This window comes from Acinetobacter corruptisaponis (genome assembly GCF_030053775.1).
GTDB classification, from domain to species: domain Bacteria; phylum Pseudomonadota; class Gammaproteobacteria; order Pseudomonadales; family Moraxellaceae; genus Acinetobacter; species Acinetobacter corruptisaponis.
Window position 1 is genome coordinate 2,757,569 of the sequence record NZ_CP125669.1, and the last position, 17,287, is coordinate 2,774,855.

Annotated in this window: 16 protein-coding genes and 1 pseudogene; 11 read left to right on the forward strand and 6 right to left on the reverse strand. The window is 40.8% G+C overall.

From position 1 onward, the window contains the following. Positions 1 to 95: 95 nt before the first annotated feature. The 3 genes from QLH32_RS13195 (at position 96) to QLH32_RS13205 (ending at position 3,928) form a co-directional block, all read left to right on the forward strand. Positions 96 to 1,343, forward strand: a complete 1,248-nt coding sequence (locus QLH32_RS13195; protein ID WP_283266569.1) for a tetratricopeptide repeat protein — start codon at positions 96 to 98, stop codon at positions 1,341 to 1,343. A gap of 456 nt (positions 1,344 to 1,799) precedes the next feature. Beyond that, positions 1,800 to 3,290: a flavin-containing monooxygenase gene (locus QLH32_RS13200; RefSeq protein WP_283266570.1), complete on the forward strand. Its 1,491-nt coding sequence runs from the start codon at positions 1,800 to 1,802 to the stop codon at positions 3,288 to 3,290. A gap of 137 nt (positions 3,291 to 3,427) precedes the next feature. Then, positions 3,428 to 3,928 (forward strand): DUF2059 domain-containing protein, encoded by a 501-nt coding sequence (locus QLH32_RS13205; protein ID WP_279958602.1) that lies wholly within the window; start codon positions 3,428 to 3,430, stop codon positions 3,926 to 3,928. Positions 3,929 to 3,979: 51 nt separating this feature from the next. Here QLH32_RS13205 and QLH32_RS13210 read toward each other — a convergent pair whose 3' ends face one another. After that, the gene (locus QLH32_RS13210) at positions 3,980 to 5,152 is read right to left on the reverse strand and encodes an acyl-CoA dehydrogenase family protein (RefSeq protein WP_279958601.1); all 1,173 of its coding nucleotides are present in this window, start codon (positions 5,150 to 5,152) and stop codon (positions 3,980 to 3,982) included. Between the two features lie 187 nt (positions 5,153 to 5,339). On the opposite strand from QLH32_RS13210, the gene QLH32_RS13215 reads away from it, so the two are divergent. The 7 genes and pseudogenes from QLH32_RS13215 to QLH32_RS13245 all read left to right on the forward strand — a co-directional run. After that, positions 5,340 to 5,597, forward strand: a complete 258-nt coding sequence (locus QLH32_RS13215) for an FAD assembly factor SdhE (protein WP_279958600.1) — start codon at positions 5,340 to 5,342, stop codon at positions 5,595 to 5,597. After that, complete coding sequence (locus QLH32_RS13220; RefSeq protein WP_283266571.1) at positions 5,584 to 5,979, forward strand: hypothetical protein; 396 nt, start codon at positions 5,584 to 5,586, stop codon at positions 5,977 to 5,979. The genes QLH32_RS13215 and QLH32_RS13220 overlap by 14 nt, the downstream gene beginning before the upstream one ends. A 206-nt stretch (positions 5,980 to 6,185) precedes the next feature. Further along, a complete protein-coding gene (locus QLH32_RS13225; RefSeq protein WP_279958598.1) occupies positions 6,186 to 6,410 on the forward strand; it encodes a hypothetical protein in 225 nt (74 codons plus the stop codon). 344 nt (positions 6,411 to 6,754) lie between these two features. Beyond that, a complete protein-coding gene (locus tag QLH32_RS13230) occupies positions 6,755 to 7,831 on the forward strand; it encodes a hypothetical protein (protein WP_283266572.1) in 1,077 nt (358 codons plus the stop codon). Between the two features lie 75 nt (positions 7,832 to 7,906). Beyond that, on the forward strand, positions 7,907 to 8,488 hold the full coding sequence (gene rrtA, locus QLH32_RS13235) for a rhombosortase (protein WP_283266573.1): 582 nt from the start codon (positions 7,907 to 7,909) through the stop codon (positions 8,486 to 8,488). A 180-nt stretch (positions 8,489 to 8,668) separates the two neighbouring features. Next, positions 8,669 to 10,879, forward strand: a complete 2,211-nt coding sequence (locus tag QLH32_RS13240; RefSeq protein WP_283266574.1) for a TRAP transporter large permease subunit — start codon at positions 8,669 to 8,671, stop codon at positions 10,877 to 10,879. 398 nt (positions 10,880 to 11,277) lie between these two features. Next, positions 11,278 to 11,619, forward strand: a pseudogene (locus QLH32_RS13245) (TRAP transporter large permease subunit); the annotation flags it as partial. A 22-nt stretch (positions 11,620 to 11,641) separates the two neighbouring features. On the opposite strand, the gene QLH32_RS13250 reads toward QLH32_RS13245, so the two are convergent. Continuing rightward, on the reverse strand, positions 11,642 to 12,523 hold the full coding sequence (locus QLH32_RS13250; RefSeq protein WP_283266575.1) for a DMT family transporter: 882 nt from the start codon (positions 12,521 to 12,523) through the stop codon (positions 11,642 to 11,644). Between the two features lie 126 nt (positions 12,524 to 12,649). Then, on the reverse strand, positions 12,650 to 13,426 hold the full coding sequence (locus QLH32_RS13255) for an AraC family transcriptional regulator (RefSeq protein ID WP_283266576.1): 777 nt from the start codon (positions 13,424 to 13,426) through the stop codon (positions 12,650 to 12,652). 117 nt (positions 13,427 to 13,543) lie between these two features. On the opposite strand from QLH32_RS13255, the gene QLH32_RS13260 reads away from it, so the two are divergent. Continuing rightward, on the forward strand, positions 13,544 to 14,458 hold the full coding sequence (locus QLH32_RS13260; protein WP_283266577.1) for a DMT family transporter: 915 nt from the start codon (positions 13,544 to 13,546) through the stop codon (positions 14,456 to 14,458). 58 nt (positions 14,459 to 14,516) lie between these two features. Here QLH32_RS13260 and QLH32_RS13265 read toward each other — a convergent pair whose 3' ends face one another. Genes QLH32_RS13265 through QLH32_RS13275 form a run of 3 tightly spaced genes read right to left on the reverse strand, consistent with a single transcriptional unit; the run spans position 14,517 to position 17,255 of the window. Next, on the reverse strand, positions 14,517 to 14,960 hold the full coding sequence (locus tag QLH32_RS13265; protein WP_283266578.1) for a hypothetical protein: 444 nt from the start codon (positions 14,958 to 14,960) through the stop codon (positions 14,517 to 14,519). 10 nt (positions 14,961 to 14,970) lie between these two features. Beyond that, positions 14,971 to 15,177: a YheV family putative metal-binding protein gene (locus QLH32_RS13270; protein ID WP_283266579.1), complete on the reverse strand. Its 207-nt coding sequence runs from the start codon at positions 15,175 to 15,177 to the stop codon at positions 14,971 to 14,973. Positions 15,178 to 15,215: 38 nt separating this feature from the next. Further along, positions 15,216 to 17,255, reverse strand: a complete 2,040-nt coding sequence (locus QLH32_RS13275) for a M3 family metallopeptidase (RefSeq protein ID WP_283266580.1) — start codon at positions 17,253 to 17,255, stop codon at positions 15,216 to 15,218. Positions 17,256 to 17,287 lie beyond the last annotated feature (32 nt).

Below are 17,287 nucleotides of genomic sequence, written 5' to 3' on the forward strand. Positions count from 1 at the left end.
ATTGAAATAGGTAGTATTTTAATAAACTTAAATTGAATATATTTATTTTAATCCTATTTGAAATATATTAAATTAATATTTTTTAGACTAGAAATATGAATATTAAAGATCAAATATTCCGCATAATCATCCTTATATTGTTTTTTATTACGCCAACTTTTGCAAAATATCTTAGATTTAAATATACGCTAAGATTGGCTAATCAAGGAAATGTGGATGCACAAAATGACCTTGGTGTGTTATATCGGCAAGGTGAGGGTGTAGTTCAAGATTATGAAAAAGCACTAGTATGGTTTAAGAAAGCTGCTGCTCAGGAATGTGTAAATGCACAATTTAACCTTGGTACGTTATATCAGCATGGTGAAGGTGTTGTGCAAGATTATGAAGAAGCATTGAAATGGTATAATAAGGCAGTGGCTCAAGATAATTCAGATGCACAATTTAACCTTGGCGTGATGTACCAGAGGGGGCAAGGCGTCATACAAGATTATGAAAAAGCATTTGAATGGTATAGCAAGTCTGCTGCTCAGGAATATGCTTTAGCGTTGAGTAACCTTGGATGGATGTATCAACATGGTCAAGGTGTAGCCCAAAATAATGACAAAGCATTGGAATGCTATAGTAAAGCAGTCGCTTTAGGATGTAAGGATGCAGAAAATAATCTTGCAACAGTGTATCAAAACAGTAAAGGCGCACTACAAAATTATGAGAAAGCGTTCGAGTTGTACACCAAGCTAGCTGTACAAGGTAATGCAAGTGCTCAAAATAATCTTGGAGTGATGTATCAGTATGGTCAAGCTATAGCACAAAATTATACCAAAGCATTTAAATGGTATAGTAAGGCAGTCGCGCAAGAATATAGAGAAGCACAATATAATCTTGGATCAATGTATTACAATGGCATTGGAATAGTACAAAATTATGAAAAAGCGTTTGAATTATTTAGCAAGGCAGCGATTCAAGGTGATATTGGAGCACAAAATAATCTTGGAGTGATGTATATTGTTGGCCAAGGCATAGCCCAAAATGATAAAAAAGCATTTGAATGGTTTGGAAAAGCAGCAGCCCAAGGAAGTAAAGAAGCGCAAAATAACCTCGGTTCAATGTATTATCAGGGGCTTGGCGTAAGTCAAAGTTATGAAAAAGCATTTGAATTGTTTAGCAAGGCAGCGATTCAAGGTGATATTGGGGCACAAAATAATCTGGGAGTATTATATGAAAATGGTCATGGTGTAGTACAAGATTTAGAAAAAGCATTTGAATGGTTTAGCAAGGCAGCGACCCAAGGAAATACAGATGCACAAAATAATTTACAACGGATACATGAAAAAGGATTGATATAACGCAAAGCTTTTTCATATTTTAAAGTAGTAAGTATGGATATATTCACATGGAACTGATATTAATACTTATAACTTCACAATATAACTGTATAAAATTATTGAAATTTTCTTTTTCACATTTGATTTTATCTTAGGCCGTTTTAAAGGGTTGTGTACTCGAACGGCTTTTTACAAAACTTTCTCGTTTCATGCCTGTTTCTTAGAGTCTACTTGCTTTCCGATCTTGAATAAAGTTTGTCTCTAAGCATTCTATGAGTGTAGTAATCTTATCCTTTTACTAAAGCTAAATCTTCTAATGAAAGAAATCCAAGCAAAAATCTCAAGATTTTTTTCACCCATATTTCTTTAAAATGTCCCGAACTGATATAAAAAAACCGATGAATGACTAAACTTGACATTGTGTATTGTCAAATTTGTGCTTTAATAAAGACATGATTTATACAGGGTATAAAAACAATGGAAAAGCAAGTTGATGTATTAATTATTGGTGCTGGTATCTCTGGGATTGGGTTAGCCGTGCACCTTTCTAAAAACTGTCCACAACGTAATTTTGAAATTCTAGAGCGTCGTGAAAGCTTTGGTGGAACTTGGGATCTGTTCCGTTATCCTGGTATTCGTTCTGATTCTGATATGTCAACTTTTGGTTTTAATTTTAAACCTTGGGCCAAAGAGAAAGTTCTTGCAAGTGGTGCTGAAATTAAAGGCTATTTAAGTGACGTCATCAGCGAAAACAATCTGAAAGATAAGATTCATTTTGGTCATCGTGTCCTTTCAGCTAACTATGATTCAGCTAAGAAAAAATGGTTTGTAGAAATTGAAGACAATAACAACAAGAAGCAGACTTGGTCGGCTAACTTTGTTATGGGGTGTACTGGTTACTATAACTATGACCAAGGTTATGCACCGAAATTTCCGAAACAGGAAGACTTTAAAGGCCAATTCATTCATCCACAACACTGGCCTGAAAACCTAGATTATACAGGCAAGAAAGTGGTCATTATTGGTAGTGGCGCAACAGCAATTACCTTGGTACCGTCAATGGTGAAAGGTGGAGCAGGGCATGTCACCATGTTGCAGCGTTCACCAACATATATTGCAACAATTCCTTCAATCGACTTTATTTATGAAAAAACACGTAAATTTATGTCTGAGGAAACAGCCTATAAGTTTACCCGTGCACGTAATATTGGTATGCAACGTGGTATCTATGCGCTGGCGCAAAAATATCCAAAAACAGTACGTCGTTTATTGTTGAAAGGTATTGAGTTGCAGTTGAAAGGTAAAGTGGACATGAAGCACTTTACGCCAAGCTACAACCCTTGGGACCAGCGTTTATGTGTTGTACCAGATGGTGATTTATTCAAGGCATTACGTGAAGGTAAGGCAAGTGTTGAAACGGATCAAATTGAGAAGTTCACTGCGAATGGTATCCAGTTAAAATCAGGTAAACATTTGGAAGCAGATATCGTTATTTCTGCAACTGGTTTGGAGATTCAGATTTTAGGTGGTGTGAAAGGTTCGATTGATGGCAAGCCAATGAATACTTCACAACATATGCTGTATCAGGGTGTGATGGTGAGTGATGTGCCGAATATGGCAATGATCATTGGTTATATCAATGCTTCATGGACACTCAAGGTTGATATTGCTGCGGATTATATCTGCCGTTTAATCAACCATATGGACAAGAATGGTTATGATGAAGTGATTGCTCATGCAGATCCGTTACAACTTGAGCAAGACACCATTATGGGTAAAATGTCTTCGGGTTATATTGCCCGTGCAGCGGATGTGATGCCAAAACAAGGTAAACAGGCACCGTGGAAGATCACCAACAACTATCTTGCTGACCGCAAGGAATTGAAAGACGCTAAATTTAATGATGATGTTTTACAGTTCCACAAACGTGGTGAACAGGCAGATCGTAAGCCAAAGCTAGTGTCATAATCTGACATAGGTGAAATTGAGAACCTCATGTAAATACATGGGGTTTTTTTATTGATATGGCTTTGGATATTCTTTCAATCAGAAGAATATCGCGTATATTTGATGACATTAAAAAATTGAAAATCAGGGAAAGAGTGATGAAGCAATGGGTGGTTTTAGGGGCATTATTGTTCAGTACCGCTGTTTTGGCAGATGATGTAAAACAAAAGGAATTGATTGCACAGAAGCTTGTTGAGGTAGATGGAACGGAGCAGGGGCTGGAAGCGACAGACAAGTTGATCCTGGATCAAATTAAAATGCGCTTACCCAAAGATATCCCAGCAGAGTTTTATACAGATTTAACCAAGAATCTCAATTCTGAACAAAGAAAACAGTTCATTGTGCAACGTTATGTAGAAACATTTAGCCAGAAAGAGCTACAGGCTGCACTCTCATTCTATCAGTCTGCGGAAGGCAAAGCCTGGGCCAAGAAAGCCAGTGAAATTGGCAGTGAAGTGGCACATTACACCACTCAAAATGCGCGTACCGCACTCAACACCACCATGCAGCAGCATGTGGAAAACCCAACAGTTAAACAGTTGATGGCCCGCATGAATCCAGCACCTGTTCAGCAACCTGAAAAAACTGAACAGAAATAAATAAAAAAGGGAATAGTGAATCAACACTATTCCCCTTTTGAATTTTTAAGCTTATAGGGTACGGGAAATCAACTCTTTCATGATTTCGTTGGTACCTGCATAAATACGGTTGGCACGGTTGTCGATATAGGCACGGGCAATTGGGTATTCCAGCATATAGCCATAACCACCATGTAATTGTAGGCAGTCATCCACAACTTTTGAGAACATATCCGAGAGTTTATATTTTGCTGCTGCCGCTGCATCCACGCCCAAGCTTTCTTCCAGCTGGAGTTCCATGCAACGATCCAGATAAGTACGGCAGAAATCAATTTCTGTACGCAATTCTGCCAGCTTAAAACGAGTGTTCTGGAAAGTGCCGATTGGCTTACCGAATGCCTTACGGTCTTTGGTGTATTGTACTGTATGTGCAAACGCTGCTTCAGCACCTGCCTGACAGATAATCGCCACCAGCATACGTTCCCAAGCCAGCTCTTTCATCAGCATGATAAAGCCCATGCCTTCCATGCCCAGTAAGTTTTCTTTGGGTACACGGACATTGTCAAAGAACAGTTCACAGGTGTCCTGACCTTTCATACCGATTTTATTTAAAGGCTTGCCTTTACTAAAGCCTGCGCGATCAGCTTCAACGATAATGAGGGATAAGTTAGCAGAACCTTTTTCATTGTTGCCTGTTTTGCAGACCACAATCGCCATATCGCAGAGATAGCCATTGGTGATGAAGATTTTAGAACCATTAATCACATATTCATCACCATCCAGTACCGCAGTGGTGCGTACGGCCTGTAAATCTGAACCTGTACCTGGTTCAGTCATTGCAATGGCAGTAACAGTTTCACCTGTCGCCATTTTAGGCAGCCATTTTTGTTTTTGCTCTTCATTACCAAAGTTGTTGATATAGTTGGCAACGATGTCTGAGTGTAGGGAAAAGCCTGTACTTGAGTCCATGGCATAGGCCTGCTCTTCAATCAGGATCATGCTGTATAGACGATCCACACCTGAACCACCATATTCTTCAGGCATGGTGGTGCAGAGCAGGCCCAGCTCGCCCGCCTTGTTCCATAAGTCACGGTCAACATGCTGTTGTTTCTCATATTTCTCAATATTGGGAACAACTTCTTTTTCATAAAATTTACGGACTGTTTCGCGGAATGCTTCATGCTCAGAAGTAAATAGCTTACGCGGTAACATATTTGGAATTGGACGAATTGCACCTGATTGCATTTGTTATTTTTTCCCTAGAGTGTTGGATTTAAACATTCATTGCCACGATACAAGAAATTGAAAATAGTGGACAATGTGATCAATGCTCAATTTGACTGATGTATTTGGTCACTTGGGAAAAATCCCAGCGAAATTCTTGAGGGGATCGGGTAAACTAGGCCCAAATAGTTGCATAGTGGAATAAATGATGTCCGATGAAATGACACTTGAAGAACGTAAGGTGATTTATCGTTCACGTCGTGGTTTAAAAGAAATTGATGTGTATTTTGATCCCTACGTCAAAAACTATTATCTCAGTGCAGACCCAGCAGAAAAGGCCTTGTTTGCCGAACTGGTTGATCAGGAAGACCCTGACTTGCTGGACTGGTTTATGGAAGTGGGTGAAGCGCCAAGAGCTGAAATCAAGGAATTTATCCTAAAATTAAAACAGTATGTCCACGGCTAATCGTGTTTTTGAGTTGCAAGCCAGTCGCTTTATGATTGTTTTGCAACTGTTAATTTTTATTTTCCTGATGATTTTACTCTATCAGCTATTAGCTTTGGGGATTTGGCTGCTGTGTCTGGGGATCATGGTCATTGCCTGGTTCAGGTTTTTGCAGCAACCTCAAGTCAAGCGTTTTGAACATCTGGAAGATCAAGACTGGTCATTTGAGTTTGCCGTTTCAGATCTGCCGATACAGCGTCGGCAAATTGTGAAAATGATCGACCACCACTGCTATGTTGTCCTCTATTTTTCTGCTTCTCATGACAAAACCTGCATCATTTGGTGGGATCAATTGCCCGTTACACAGTGGAAAAACCTAAAAACACTGGTAAAACTATGCTAATTGTTTGACAATTCTATAACTGTATAAAATTAATAAACATAAATATATCAATATCTTAATTTTTTTTGAATAAGATTTTGTAAAATTGTTAGATTAAGTTCTCTAAAAATTCATGAAAATTATGATTGTCAGACAATCCAGACCTGAACTCATACTTCTTTTCGTTAAAGTACAAACACCAACGTAAAGTATGGTGGAGGTCCAAAATGATGGAAATTCCAACATGGTCGTTTCTGGTGATTGCAGTGGTTTTCGCAATCGTTATAGGAAGAGCAGGAACTTTACTCAGGGAACTTCTTGAATCACGTCAATCCAGGGTTGCTGTGAACAAGAGAAAGAGATTGAAAGTGTCATCAATATACACACTCCCAGTGAATAATGATGATGAACGCCAATCTAGTGTCCACCAAAAGTGGATACGCAAAGTGTAGGAGGTCTCTATGGAGATTTCAATGTGGATGTTTCTGGTAATTGCAATCGTTATGGCGATTGTTGTAGGAAGAACTGGAACGTTACTTAAGGATTATATGCAACACAACTAAAATATAAACAGTTTCACGTTTTTACCAGTTAATAAGTAGCATGTGCTGAACCGTCGCAATGCTACTTTTTTTTGCCTAAAATTTTTGAATTACCAATCATCTGTCAATTAATTTATCTGTGAAATGTGTCAAAATGTCCACGTTAAAATTAGAGTAACTACTCTTTAATTCGGGTATTGCATCTGATAAGGTACACCTAAAAGGAAAAAACAAATTAATTAGAGGACAGGAAGATGCCTAAACTCCATAAAATTGGACAGGGTGTGGCGGTTGCGTTACTTACAACTTCAATATTATCTGGATGTTCACAAATCATTAAAACAGGGGCTAATGTCGCATTAAGTTTTAGTGAAAATCATATCGTACCCCCAATTTTAGGGATGGATGATGCTGAAATGGTGTGTAATTCGGGCAATGCCTTAACACCAGCCATTATGTCAACTAAAGATATGGGTGCTGACCCAACGCGTATGGCAGTGTTGTTGTATTCAGGCGCAGGTATGTGTGCTGAAAATCAGGCACTGGAAGCTGAATTACGCTATTTACGTGCAGCCAAGATGGGGCAGGTGACAGAGGCTCAGGATGCGCGTATTGAACAGAAACGTTGGGCAGGTATTGCTGCTGAACGTCAATATGCGGGTTATCAACTGTTTGCAAACCGTTGGGAAGCAAAATATAAGTATAAGTTAGGCGACTCATGTCCAACTATGCGCAATGACCTTGACCAAACAGTTTATTTATTGGGTATGGTCAGTGGTTTGCAAGCCATGACCAATGATATTAACTCAGGTGGTGCAATCAATGTGCCAAAAGATATCGCAGGGATTGTTGAACGTGGTATGGCATGTTTGGACAATGAAAAATTCTGGGGTGCACCGATGGCAACCCGTGCCGTGATCTGGACATTGTTGCCAGGCGCGGGTGACGGCAAGCCTGAACCTTATGCAACCATGAAAGAATCCATGCAGATTGGTGAGAAGAAAGGTGTACGTCTGGCCCATGCCCTGTATGCGGTTGCGGCACAGGCAAGTGGTGATGATGCCAAACTCCGTGATGCGTTCCGTTCTTATGCGGCGGCATCCACTGAAGATAAACCTGCAAATCCCCAGTTCCGCCTGATTGATAAAATGGCTGGTTTGATGGTACGTGGTATTGCAGACCGTTACTGGACTGAAAATACAGGTGTAAGGGCCGGTGATGAGGGGCTAACCACGTTCTGGGATGACAAACAGGAAGACTCATCTTTAGATGAATTGTTTGATGGCGGTAGCGGAGCGGAAGCTCCAGCAGAAAACCAGCCTGCTGAGTAACCTGAATTAAACGACCTTTTACATGAGAAACATCTCAACTTGTAAAAGGTCTGTTTTTTCATGAGGTAGATATAAATGAAAGATCAAATATGGATAGGGAAAGTCATTTTGATCGCTGTATGTATTTCAGTGTCAGCATGCCTGCAAGTCTTTGCTGATCATTTCATTTATTGGAAACCAGATTTACTGACCGAGTTCTGGCGTTTATGGACAGCGCACTGGGTACATGTTGGATGGATGCATTTCTTTCTAAATATGTTGGCATTTTCTTTTCTTCCTTTTATCTTCCCTCATGCTCGTAACTGGCATTTATGTGCATTGTTATTGGTACTCCCTCCATTTATTAGTCTGGCCTTTTATTTTTACCTACCTTATATAGAGGCTTATGCTGGACTTTCTGGCGTGTTACATGGTCTTTATACCGCAGTCAGTCTGGTGTATTTGCAGTATCCAAAAGAACGTAAATTTGCAATCCTGGTTCTGGTGCTGATTGCCATGAAAATCGTTTGGGAAAATACTTTTGGCCAAACAGGGACAGCCCAGCTGATTGGTAGCCCCGTATTAACTGAAGCGCATTTGATTGGTGCGATTGGTGGTTTGTTCTGTGGGTTAGGTTATTCATTGTTAAGAAAACGACATAGAGAACACACAAATTGATAAAAACAACCAACAAAAAAGTGATTGTAGTCATTCTTTTTTAAAAAAGTTTGCTGCAAATTTAGGCGGTTTAAAAAGGGATTGGTTAAGACGAGGGTAAATTCATTTATCTATCAACCATGGACATCGCATGATTCAACATCTTTGGATGGGTGTTGATAACAATAAACTGGAATAGACATGCAAAATGATCAAGAGAAAAAGTCTGGATTAGGTCTAGTAAGCCATATCTGGACAGAATGGATATCGACATTTGTCATCCTCTTCTTGCTATTAATGACGCTCATTATTGGTACAGGAGAGATGATTCATGGTCAGTTATTACGTATGGGGGAGCGCTTGTATGGTGATCCTGATACTGGAATGCAGTATTCATTTCTTCGTGCAGAACCAGAGAAACCAACCTGTGACCGAAACCCAGACATTGATGCTCAAGTGCAAGAGCAGATGAAAATCAATGCTGCGGACGAGTTCGCCAGTATGTTTGGTGTGGCCTCTGAATCTGATGTGCGAGCTTCTTTATTGGCTGCACAACAACAGTGTGATGAAAAATATCAATTCTATGATAAGGCGATGAAGCACATTGAAGCGCATCCTAGTGTTCGCACTTATCGAAAAATTGAAACGAGTTTCTTTGGTATCTTTAAATTTGGTACAGAGAACCGTGCTTTATTTTTGGTCATTATGGTTGTATTTGCAGCAATCAGTGCAGCACTAAAAACACACCACATTGGTTTGCGTAGTCCTGCAACTAAAATTGATTTCCGTGTCTACAGTATTGCGATGCTGGTCGGTAATGGTTTTCTCACTGCATCTGTAATCAGCCAATATAAATCTGTCATGAATTCAGGTGTTCCAATTACCCCTGAAATGACTGTGATTTATTGGTTGTGGATGGCTTTATTTGGGATATTGACAGTAATCAGTTTGTTCCAACTGGTTAAAGCACCTCAACCAACTCAAGAGGGTGGCAGTGTCGGTTTGGCATTCTTGAGTGTACCGTTGTATGCCTATATGGCAATTATGACAGGCGTTGCGTTCACATTCTTTATGGACTATCCAATGGGGCAAGGTATTTATCTTGGTCAGTTGGTTGAATTTTCAAATATTTTCCTGAATCTTGCGTTATTTGTTTGGGCAGGTATGTTGCTCAAACAGACACGTATTGTTGATTTATTCCTCAATATCTTGCGTCCGTGGAATTTAGCACCTGAAACCTTAACGTGGTTGATCTTGCTGGCTGCTGCACTACCTACGGCTTATACAGGTGCTTCTGGTATTTTTGTAATTGCAGCAGGGGCAATTATTTATAAAGAAGTATGGAATGCAGGTGGTCGTCGCCAGTTTGCTTTAGCAGCAACGGCATTATCTGGTTCAATGGGGGTCGTACTTCGTCCATGTTTATTAATTGTTGTTGTTGCTTCGCTCAATAAAGAAGTGACAACCGATTTGCTTTATAAATATGGTATGTATACTTTCTTACTGACATCTACCTTATTTTTAATCATTGCATTAATTTTTGCTGAGCAGAAATTCCGTATTGCACCATTTAAAGTTGCATTACCAAAATCACTCCGTGCATTTGTACCAGTTTCACCGTACATCGTCATCTTTATTCTTATTTGGTTATTCTATAAACATGCATTATCAACAGACTTAAATGAATTTACAGCACCAGTGATGATGCCTGTGATTTTATTATTGATGGTCTTGTTTGATAAGCTACGCAAAGAGCCTGCACCTTTAGCGCCTGTAGGACATTGGGACAGTACGCTAAATATATATACTGCACCACCAGATGGCTCTCAACCAGTACCTAGCGTGAATCCAGTAGATGATCCACGTAATCCAGAGCGTAAAGTATCTTTTGGTAAAGCATTACATGCTTCAACCAGTGAAACGGTTGGACATATTGGTGCGTTAGTCATTTTGATGGCACTTTCTGTCAGTGTTGGTGGTTTCCTTGAGCAAATTCATATCATGGAAGCTTTCCCTCAAAATATTGATAGCCTCTTTGTTGTGATTAGCCTGATTGTTGTGTTGATGGTATTTGTGGGTATGGTCATGGATCCATTTGGTGCTGTTATTTTAATTACAGCAACCGTTGCCCCAGTGGCATATCAGTATGGGATTGATCCTATCCATTTCTGGATGATTGCACTTATTGGCTTCGAATTAGGATATGTCACACCGCCTGTTGCGTTAAATCACCTCTTGGCTCGACAAGCAATTGGCGATGCAGAGGTTGCTGAGGCTGATGCAGAAGTTCGACATTTGTCTTTTTATTATCGTTTTGAACGTTGGATACTCCCGCTCTTAGTGATGGTGCCTGCAATTTTAATTATTGCCTATGTCCCGTACTTTTTTAAACTATTTGGTTGGTATCAATAATAAGTAACAAGCAGTAAAAAAAGCACTTTCGAGTGCTTTTTTTTATATTTTTTAAGCTTGTTTTAAGAACCTGTTTTTCTGTTTTTATATTCTCAGTGTTATTTTTAAAAATTTTCTTAATGGCCTTATTCGGGATTATCTTTTAAGCATAGGCTGTCAGACTCTAATGGATGATCGGTTCTAGAATATGGTAAATGCAGTGGTTTTTTAAAAATAACTCATTGATAAAATTATAATAAATAATAAAAATGATTGTTCTTTTTGAGGGAGTTTGCTACGAATTTAGGCGGTTTAAAAAGAGATTGGTTATGGTAGGGTAATTTTTTATCTATCAACCATGGATATCGCATGATTCAACATCTTTGGATGGGTGTTGATAACAATAAACTGGAATAGATATGCAAAATGATCAAGAGAAAAGTCTGGGTTAGCGCGAATAGGCTATATCTGGAATGATTGGATATCAACATTTATCATTCTTGCTTTGTTGCTAATGACTTTGCTTATTTGGTACTGGCGAGATGATTTACGGTCAAATGCTCCGCATGGGGGAGCGTCTTTACGGTGATCAAACAACAGGGATGCAGTACTCGTTTTTACGGGCTGAACCTGAAAACCCATCTTGTGATCGACATCCTGATATTGAGACACAAGTTCAAGAACAGATGAAAGCCAATGCGGCGGACGAATTTGCCAGCATGGGGGTTCAGCGCATGCTTACGGTCAGGAAGAATATTTTACACCTTATCTAAAGCATGGCGTTTAGCGTGCTGAAGCTCTTGATCTTTCTATCAATGGGCTGGATAGAGTAATTGCAATCAGGATAAAGCCAAACCCAATCACACTGTATAAATCTGGCACTTCATTCCACAGCAAAAAGCCCCAAATACCCGCAAAGATAATCGCCATATAGTTGACTGGTGCGATCTGCCCAGCAGGAGCAAGACGGTAGGCATGTGACATAAAAATCTGGCTGACATTTGCCAGTACACCCGCCGCAATTAAAAAGAATAATTCTTGTAGATGATAAGGCCGCCATACCCAAAACATCGGAATAATAGAAAGTAAGCTACCAATAAAACAGAAATAAAATACGATTCGCTCAGGTGGTTCGGTCTGGGTGAGTGCCCGAACGGTAACAAATGCCATGGAGGCCAATAGGCTGGAAGCGATGCCAACCATTGAAATCCAGTTCAGCAAACCTTGATCAGGCTTTGCCACACAAAATACCCCGATAAAGCCCAAGGCTGCGGCACAGAGCATTGCCGTGGTAATCCGTTCCTTTAAAAACAGCCATGCAATCAGTGGAATAAAAATAGGGGAAGAGTAGGTAAACACCATGGCATTGGATAATTTCAGGTGGGCAATCGCATAGAAAAATCCATACATTGCAGCAAGCCCAACCACACTACGCCATGTATGCATCCATAGTTTTTCCGTTTTCACAAAGCCAATTCCCTGCTTGAAGATAAAGGGAAGAAACAGGATTAATCCAACCACATTACGGAAAAACACAATGGTGTAGTTATCAACACTATGGGAGGCATATCGGATACAAATGCCCATCACTGAAAAAAGCAGTGCGGAAATGGTGAGACAACCAATCGCCAGAAACAGGTTGCGATCAGCTTGATGAGAGTCCATATCGAATGCTGGCTGGAAGAAACTGAACGTATTGTATGCTTCTCTGCAAGAGAAAGAAATGAGCTGTGGATTTCGTTTGCCTAGAGTGACTGAGATTTTCCCATCCACTTAAATGGATTGAACCAACTACTCATTTTCCTGAAACTGGTTGAGATAATCACTTGGGGTCATGCCCAGTTCACGTTTAAACATGGCACTAAAGGCACTTGGGCTGTCATAGCCCAAATCAATCGCCACATTGAGAACAGGTTTTTTCATGGCTAAATCAATCATGGCCTGCATTAGTTTGGCCTGTCGAACCCAATGTGAAAAATGTAGACCTGTTTCCCTTTGGAAATGTCGTGCAAGAGTCTTGCTACTGATATGTAGCTGTTGGGCGGTATCTTCCAGATTCCAGTTCAAATCCAGATGACTTTTTATATTTAAACACAGCTGTTGCAGCCTTGGATTTTGAGGATCGGGGAGGTTAAAGGCAAGGGCAGGCAATATTCGGACTTCATCCAAAATTAGCTGGAGCAGTCTTTCATTGCGGGTATTGGGTTGAATGGTCGTCTGTATCTGCATTGCGCTGCTCATCAACTCACGCAACAAGGCAGGAATCGCCACCACACGACATTGATTGATGAGGTCAGTATCAGCAATGGCTTCAATAAAAACGCCCCGTGCCTTGACATCACCACTGCTGAGTAGGGCATGTTTTTTTTGTGCTGGAATCCAGGCACCACGTCCAGGTGGGATGATCCAAATCCCTTCATGGGTCTGTATGCGGATTACACCCGTCAAGGTATGGATTAACTGGATGCGGTCATGGCTATGCCAGTCTTCCATATGTCCATGTGGATAATTTTCTGAAAAGGCATAGACTGGATAATCCAGAAAGCCATGTTTAAAGTTCTTTCCCATTTTTAGTCTGGACCTGAATAATCTGTCTGTTTTGCGATAGTTTTAGTCTTTTTATCGAGAAACGATGTACTGATTATTTTTTAGCATGATCTACATACCCATGTATAGGTTGAGACCATGTTTCAGAAAGCTTATTTTTATCCCTTATTCGCCATTTTGTTCTGGGCGGGTAATGTGGTGGTTTCCAAAATGGCAAGCCATGCCATTTCTCCTGTTGCGATTACCTTTTATCGTTTGGTGCTTGCACTCGCAGTGATGAGCACTTTTGTGCTGGTTCCTGTCTGGAGAAACAGGCAAACCATCAAACAGTATTGGAAACAGTTGGCATTGGGTGGTTTTCTGTCGGTGTCTTTATTCCAATTTTTGTCCTATCAGGCTGCATCCACCACCACTGCAACCAATATGGCGATTGTGACCGCATTGATTCCCTTACTCACCATGATGTTGAGTAGCGTGGTTCTGAAAGACAAAATCAGTTATGGCATGTTGTTTGGTGGTGCCTTGTCATTTTATGGGATTCTCTACTTGTTGAGTCATGGCAGCATTTCCCAGATTTGGCAACAGGGTGTACATTTGGGTGATGGCCTAATGCTGATTGCGGCTGCGGGTTACGCCTTGTATGGAGTGTTGCTGAAACGTTGGAAAATGCCGATTCCCGCATGGCAATCCAATTTTGTGCAATCGAGTTTTGCCATTTTATATGTACTGCCTTTTTTTGTATTTTTACCTGCTTCGGGACGGTTGTTGAATCAGCACACCATTCCATTGATTGTATATGCCAGTATTTTCTCGTCTGTATTGTTATCTTATTTATGGATTGAGGGTGTCAGACATTTAGGGCCGAATCGCAACAGTATTTTTATGAACTTACTGCCGTTATTTACCGCATTGATTGCAGTGGCGCTATTGGGAGAGCATTTACAGGTGTTTCACTATATTGGAGGTGGTCTAACATTGTTGGGAATCCTGATTGCCCAAACCATTCAAAAACCGATTCAATTTAAGCAGGATACAGATCGAATTGTGGAATAAAGCATACGTCAATAAAAAGCTTTAACTGAGGTTAAAGCTTTTCTCATTTTATTTTGACTTATTTCTGTGCCGCAATTTGCGCTTCCAGAAGCTTGACCTGTTCCTCTTTGAGCTTAAGCAGTGCATCGACATCATCATGCTGCTGCTTGAGTTCCTGCTGCTGATCCTTAAGCTGTTGATGAATATCATCCAGTTTGGCAATTTCCTCTTTCGCCAAACTGTCATTTGCTGGAAGCGGCTCTTTAATAATTGATTCCTTAACCAACTGGATTGGTTCGGCAACTTCACTGCTGACTGCTGTTGGTTCAGGTGTAACAGCGGTTTGCTGTTTTACTGTCGCAACTGGTTTTGCTGCAACAGGTTGTGTTGGTGTGCTGGCTGACTGCTGATCCTTTTGTGCCAAAAACCATTGCACAGCAAGAAATAGCACCACCACAACACTAATTCCACCAATTATCATCCATAATAATCTGGAATTTTCTGTTTGGTATGTGGACATCATTTTTAACCTTCTAGTCAAAACGACGAGGTTTGAACTGTATCACCCCAATTTCATCTGGCTCAGCGGGTTGCGGTTCTTCCACATGGGTCGGACGTTTTTCACTATAAGCACAGTCGATACATTCAATCCACTCGTCATCCACAGTGATGATCTTAACCACACGATCTAACGCTCCGCATTTGGGACATTTTGCACCCGCGATGAACTGTCTTTTCATGTCAGTTAATACCATCCTGTGAACAATAATGACGTAGTTTAAGCGGTTTTATCCGTGTTCGTCCAACCTTGATGGCGTAATAATGCATCTATTTTGGGGTCTCTTTTGCGGAAATTGCGAAACGCATCAAGCGCCGTATCTTTTCCGCCAACTGCTAGAATAAACTTTCTAAACTCTTTGCCAGTCTCGGTATTAAAAATACCTTCGCTTTCAAAGCGGTCAAAGGCATCACTGGCTAAAACTTCAGCCCATTTATAGGAGTAATAGCCCGCAGCATAGCCACCCGCAAAAATATGGCTAAAACTATGCTGGAAACGGTTATAGGCAACTGTGGGCACCACTGCAAATTTGGCCCGAATATCGTTCAGCGTTTCCTGAATCTGCTGACTGTTTAAAGCAGGTGTTTGGCGGTGAATTGTTAAATCAAACAAGGCAAATTCAATCTGACGTAGCGTTTGCATGCCTGACTGGAAGAAACGTGCATTCAACAAGGCCGATAATAGTTCCTGTGGTAATGTTTGCTTGGTCTCGGTATGTTCACTGAGCACATCAAGACTTTCATTGTCCCATGCCCAGAATTCCATAAACTGACTTGGTAACTCCACTGCATCCCAAGCGACGCCGTGCGTCCCTGCAACTGAGATATTGTCCACTTCGGTCAGCATATGGTGTAAGCCATGACCAAACTCATGGAACAAGGTAATCACTTCATCATGGGTCAGCAGGGCAGGTTGATTACCAATTGGTGGGGTAAAGTTGCAGACCATGTAGCAAATGGGTTTTTGTAGACCATTAGCAGTTTGTACACGGGAACGGAAACCACTCATCCATGCACCGCCACGTTTGCCATTGCGTGCATATAAATCAAAGTAGAAGCCACCGACCACTTGGCCCTGATCTTCAATTTCAAAATAACGCACATCATCCTGCCAAACAGGTGCCTGGCGTTCAACGATCTGGATACCGTAAAGGCGCTGTACGATCTGAAATAAACCTTGAACCACTTTCGGTGCAGGGAAATACGGTTTGAGTGCTTCCTGAGAAAGGTTGAACTGTTGCTGTTTTAGCTTTTCAGAGTAATAGGTGGCATCCCACGGTTTAAGTTCATCAATCCCATCCTGTTGGGCAATGCTTTTTAGTTCTGCAATTTCAGCCAGTGCAGGGGTGCGAGCATGTTCTGCCAGATCGACCAGGAATTGATTGACGGTTTCAACATCAGGTGCCATTTTGCTGGCAAGGGAGTATTCAGCAAAATTATTGAAGCCGAGCAGTTGTGCCATTTCCTGACGTAAGCTCAGGATTTCTTCCATCACAGGCGTGTTATCAAACTCGGTTTTATCCGATTGATCTGATGCACGGGTGACATAGGCTTTGTACAGCTCTTCTCGCAACTCACGATCATCGGCATAGGTCATGATCGCAAAATATGCAGGAAAGTCCAATGTCGCAACTGCTTGATCAAGCTCACGTTGTTGTCCGTATTGCTTTGAAAGTTCAACACTGCTTTGCGGTAAGCCTTTCAGTTGCACTTCTGTTAAAGGTTTGAAATAGGCTTGGGTTGCATCAAGTACATGGTTGGAAAAGTCAGAAGATAGTTGAGATAAACGTGCTGAAATTTCTGCATAGCGTTTTTTGGCTTCGCCCTCAAGTGCAACGCCTGAAAGTTTAAAGTCGCGTAATGCTAGTTTAATGGCACTTTGTTGTGCTTCGCTGAGGGTCTGGAAAATGGTACTGTCATGAATCTGTTGATAGGTTTGATATAGCGCCGTGTGTTGCCCAAGCTGAGTATAGTATTCACTCAGACTCGGTAACAGAGCCTGGTAGACTTCACGGGTTTCCGCATTGTTCATCACGGCATTGAGGTGTGACAAAATACCCCATGACTCACTCATGTTATTTTCAAGCTGATCAACTTCGGTCAAAGTGGCGAGTTGAGCTTCTGTACCTTGTGGGACTTCATTGAGTTGATTTAAAAAGTTCTGTCCATTTTGAATGTTTTGTTCAATCTGTTGTTTTAAGTCGGCAAGTTGAATTTGATCAAATTGAGGAACGGGAAGAGTCGCTTGCTGTAGTGTCATTGTATTTTTGCCATATCATCTTTAAACATAGT

Bases quoted from the DNA above. Each gene is read 5' to 3' on its own strand.
- QLH32_RS13195 (WP_283266569.1), top strand. From the start codon at position 96: ATGAATATTAAAGATCAAATATTCCGCATAATCATCCTTATATTGTTT.
- QLH32_RS13200 (WP_283266570.1), top strand. From the start codon at position 1,800: ATGGAAAAGCAAGTTGATGTATTAATTATTGGTGCTGGTATCTCTGGG.
- QLH32_RS13205 (WP_279958602.1), top strand. From the start codon at position 3,428: ATGAAGCAATGGGTGGTTTTAGGGGCATTATTGTTCAGTACCGCTGTT.
- QLH32_RS13210 (WP_279958601.1), bottom strand. From the start codon at position 5,152: ATGCAATCAGGTGCAATTCGTCCAATTCCAAATATGTTACCGCGTAAG.
- QLH32_RS13215 (WP_279958600.1), top strand. From the start codon at position 5,340: ATGTCCGATGAAATGACACTTGAAGAACGTAAGGTGATTTATCGTTCA.
- QLH32_RS13220 (WP_283266571.1), top strand. From the start codon at position 5,584: ATGTCCACGGCTAATCGTGTTTTTGAGTTGCAAGCCAGTCGCTTTATG.
- QLH32_RS13225 (WP_279958598.1), top strand. From the start codon at position 6,186: ATGATGGAAATTCCAACATGGTCGTTTCTGGTGATTGCAGTGGTTTTC.
- QLH32_RS13230 (WP_283266572.1), top strand. From the start codon at position 6,755: ATGCCTAAACTCCATAAAATTGGACAGGGTGTGGCGGTTGCGTTACTT.
- rrtA (WP_283266573.1), top strand. From the start codon at position 7,907: ATGAAAGATCAAATATGGATAGGGAAAGTCATTTTGATCGCTGTATGT.
- QLH32_RS13240 (WP_283266574.1), top strand. From the start codon at position 8,669: ATGCAAAATGATCAAGAGAAAAAGTCTGGATTAGGTCTAGTAAGCCAT.
- QLH32_RS13250 (WP_283266575.1), bottom strand. From the start codon at position 12,523: ATGGACTCTCATCAAGCTGATCGCAACCTGTTTCTGGCGATTGGTTGT.
- QLH32_RS13255 (WP_283266576.1), bottom strand. From the start codon at position 13,426: ATGGGAAAGAACTTTAAACATGGCTTTCTGGATTATCCAGTCTATGCC.
- QLH32_RS13260 (WP_283266577.1), top strand. From the start codon at position 13,544: ATGTTTCAGAAAGCTTATTTTTATCCCTTATTCGCCATTTTGTTCTGG.
- QLH32_RS13265 (WP_283266578.1), bottom strand. From the start codon at position 14,960: ATGATGTCCACATACCAAACAGAAAATTCCAGATTATTATGGATGATA.
- QLH32_RS13270 (WP_283266579.1), bottom strand. From the start codon at position 15,177: ATGAAAAGACAGTTCATCGCGGGTGCAAAATGTCCCAAATGCGGAGCG.
- QLH32_RS13275 (WP_283266580.1), bottom strand. From the start codon at position 17,255: ATGACACTACAGCAAGCGACTCTTCCCGTTCCTCAATTTGATCAAATT.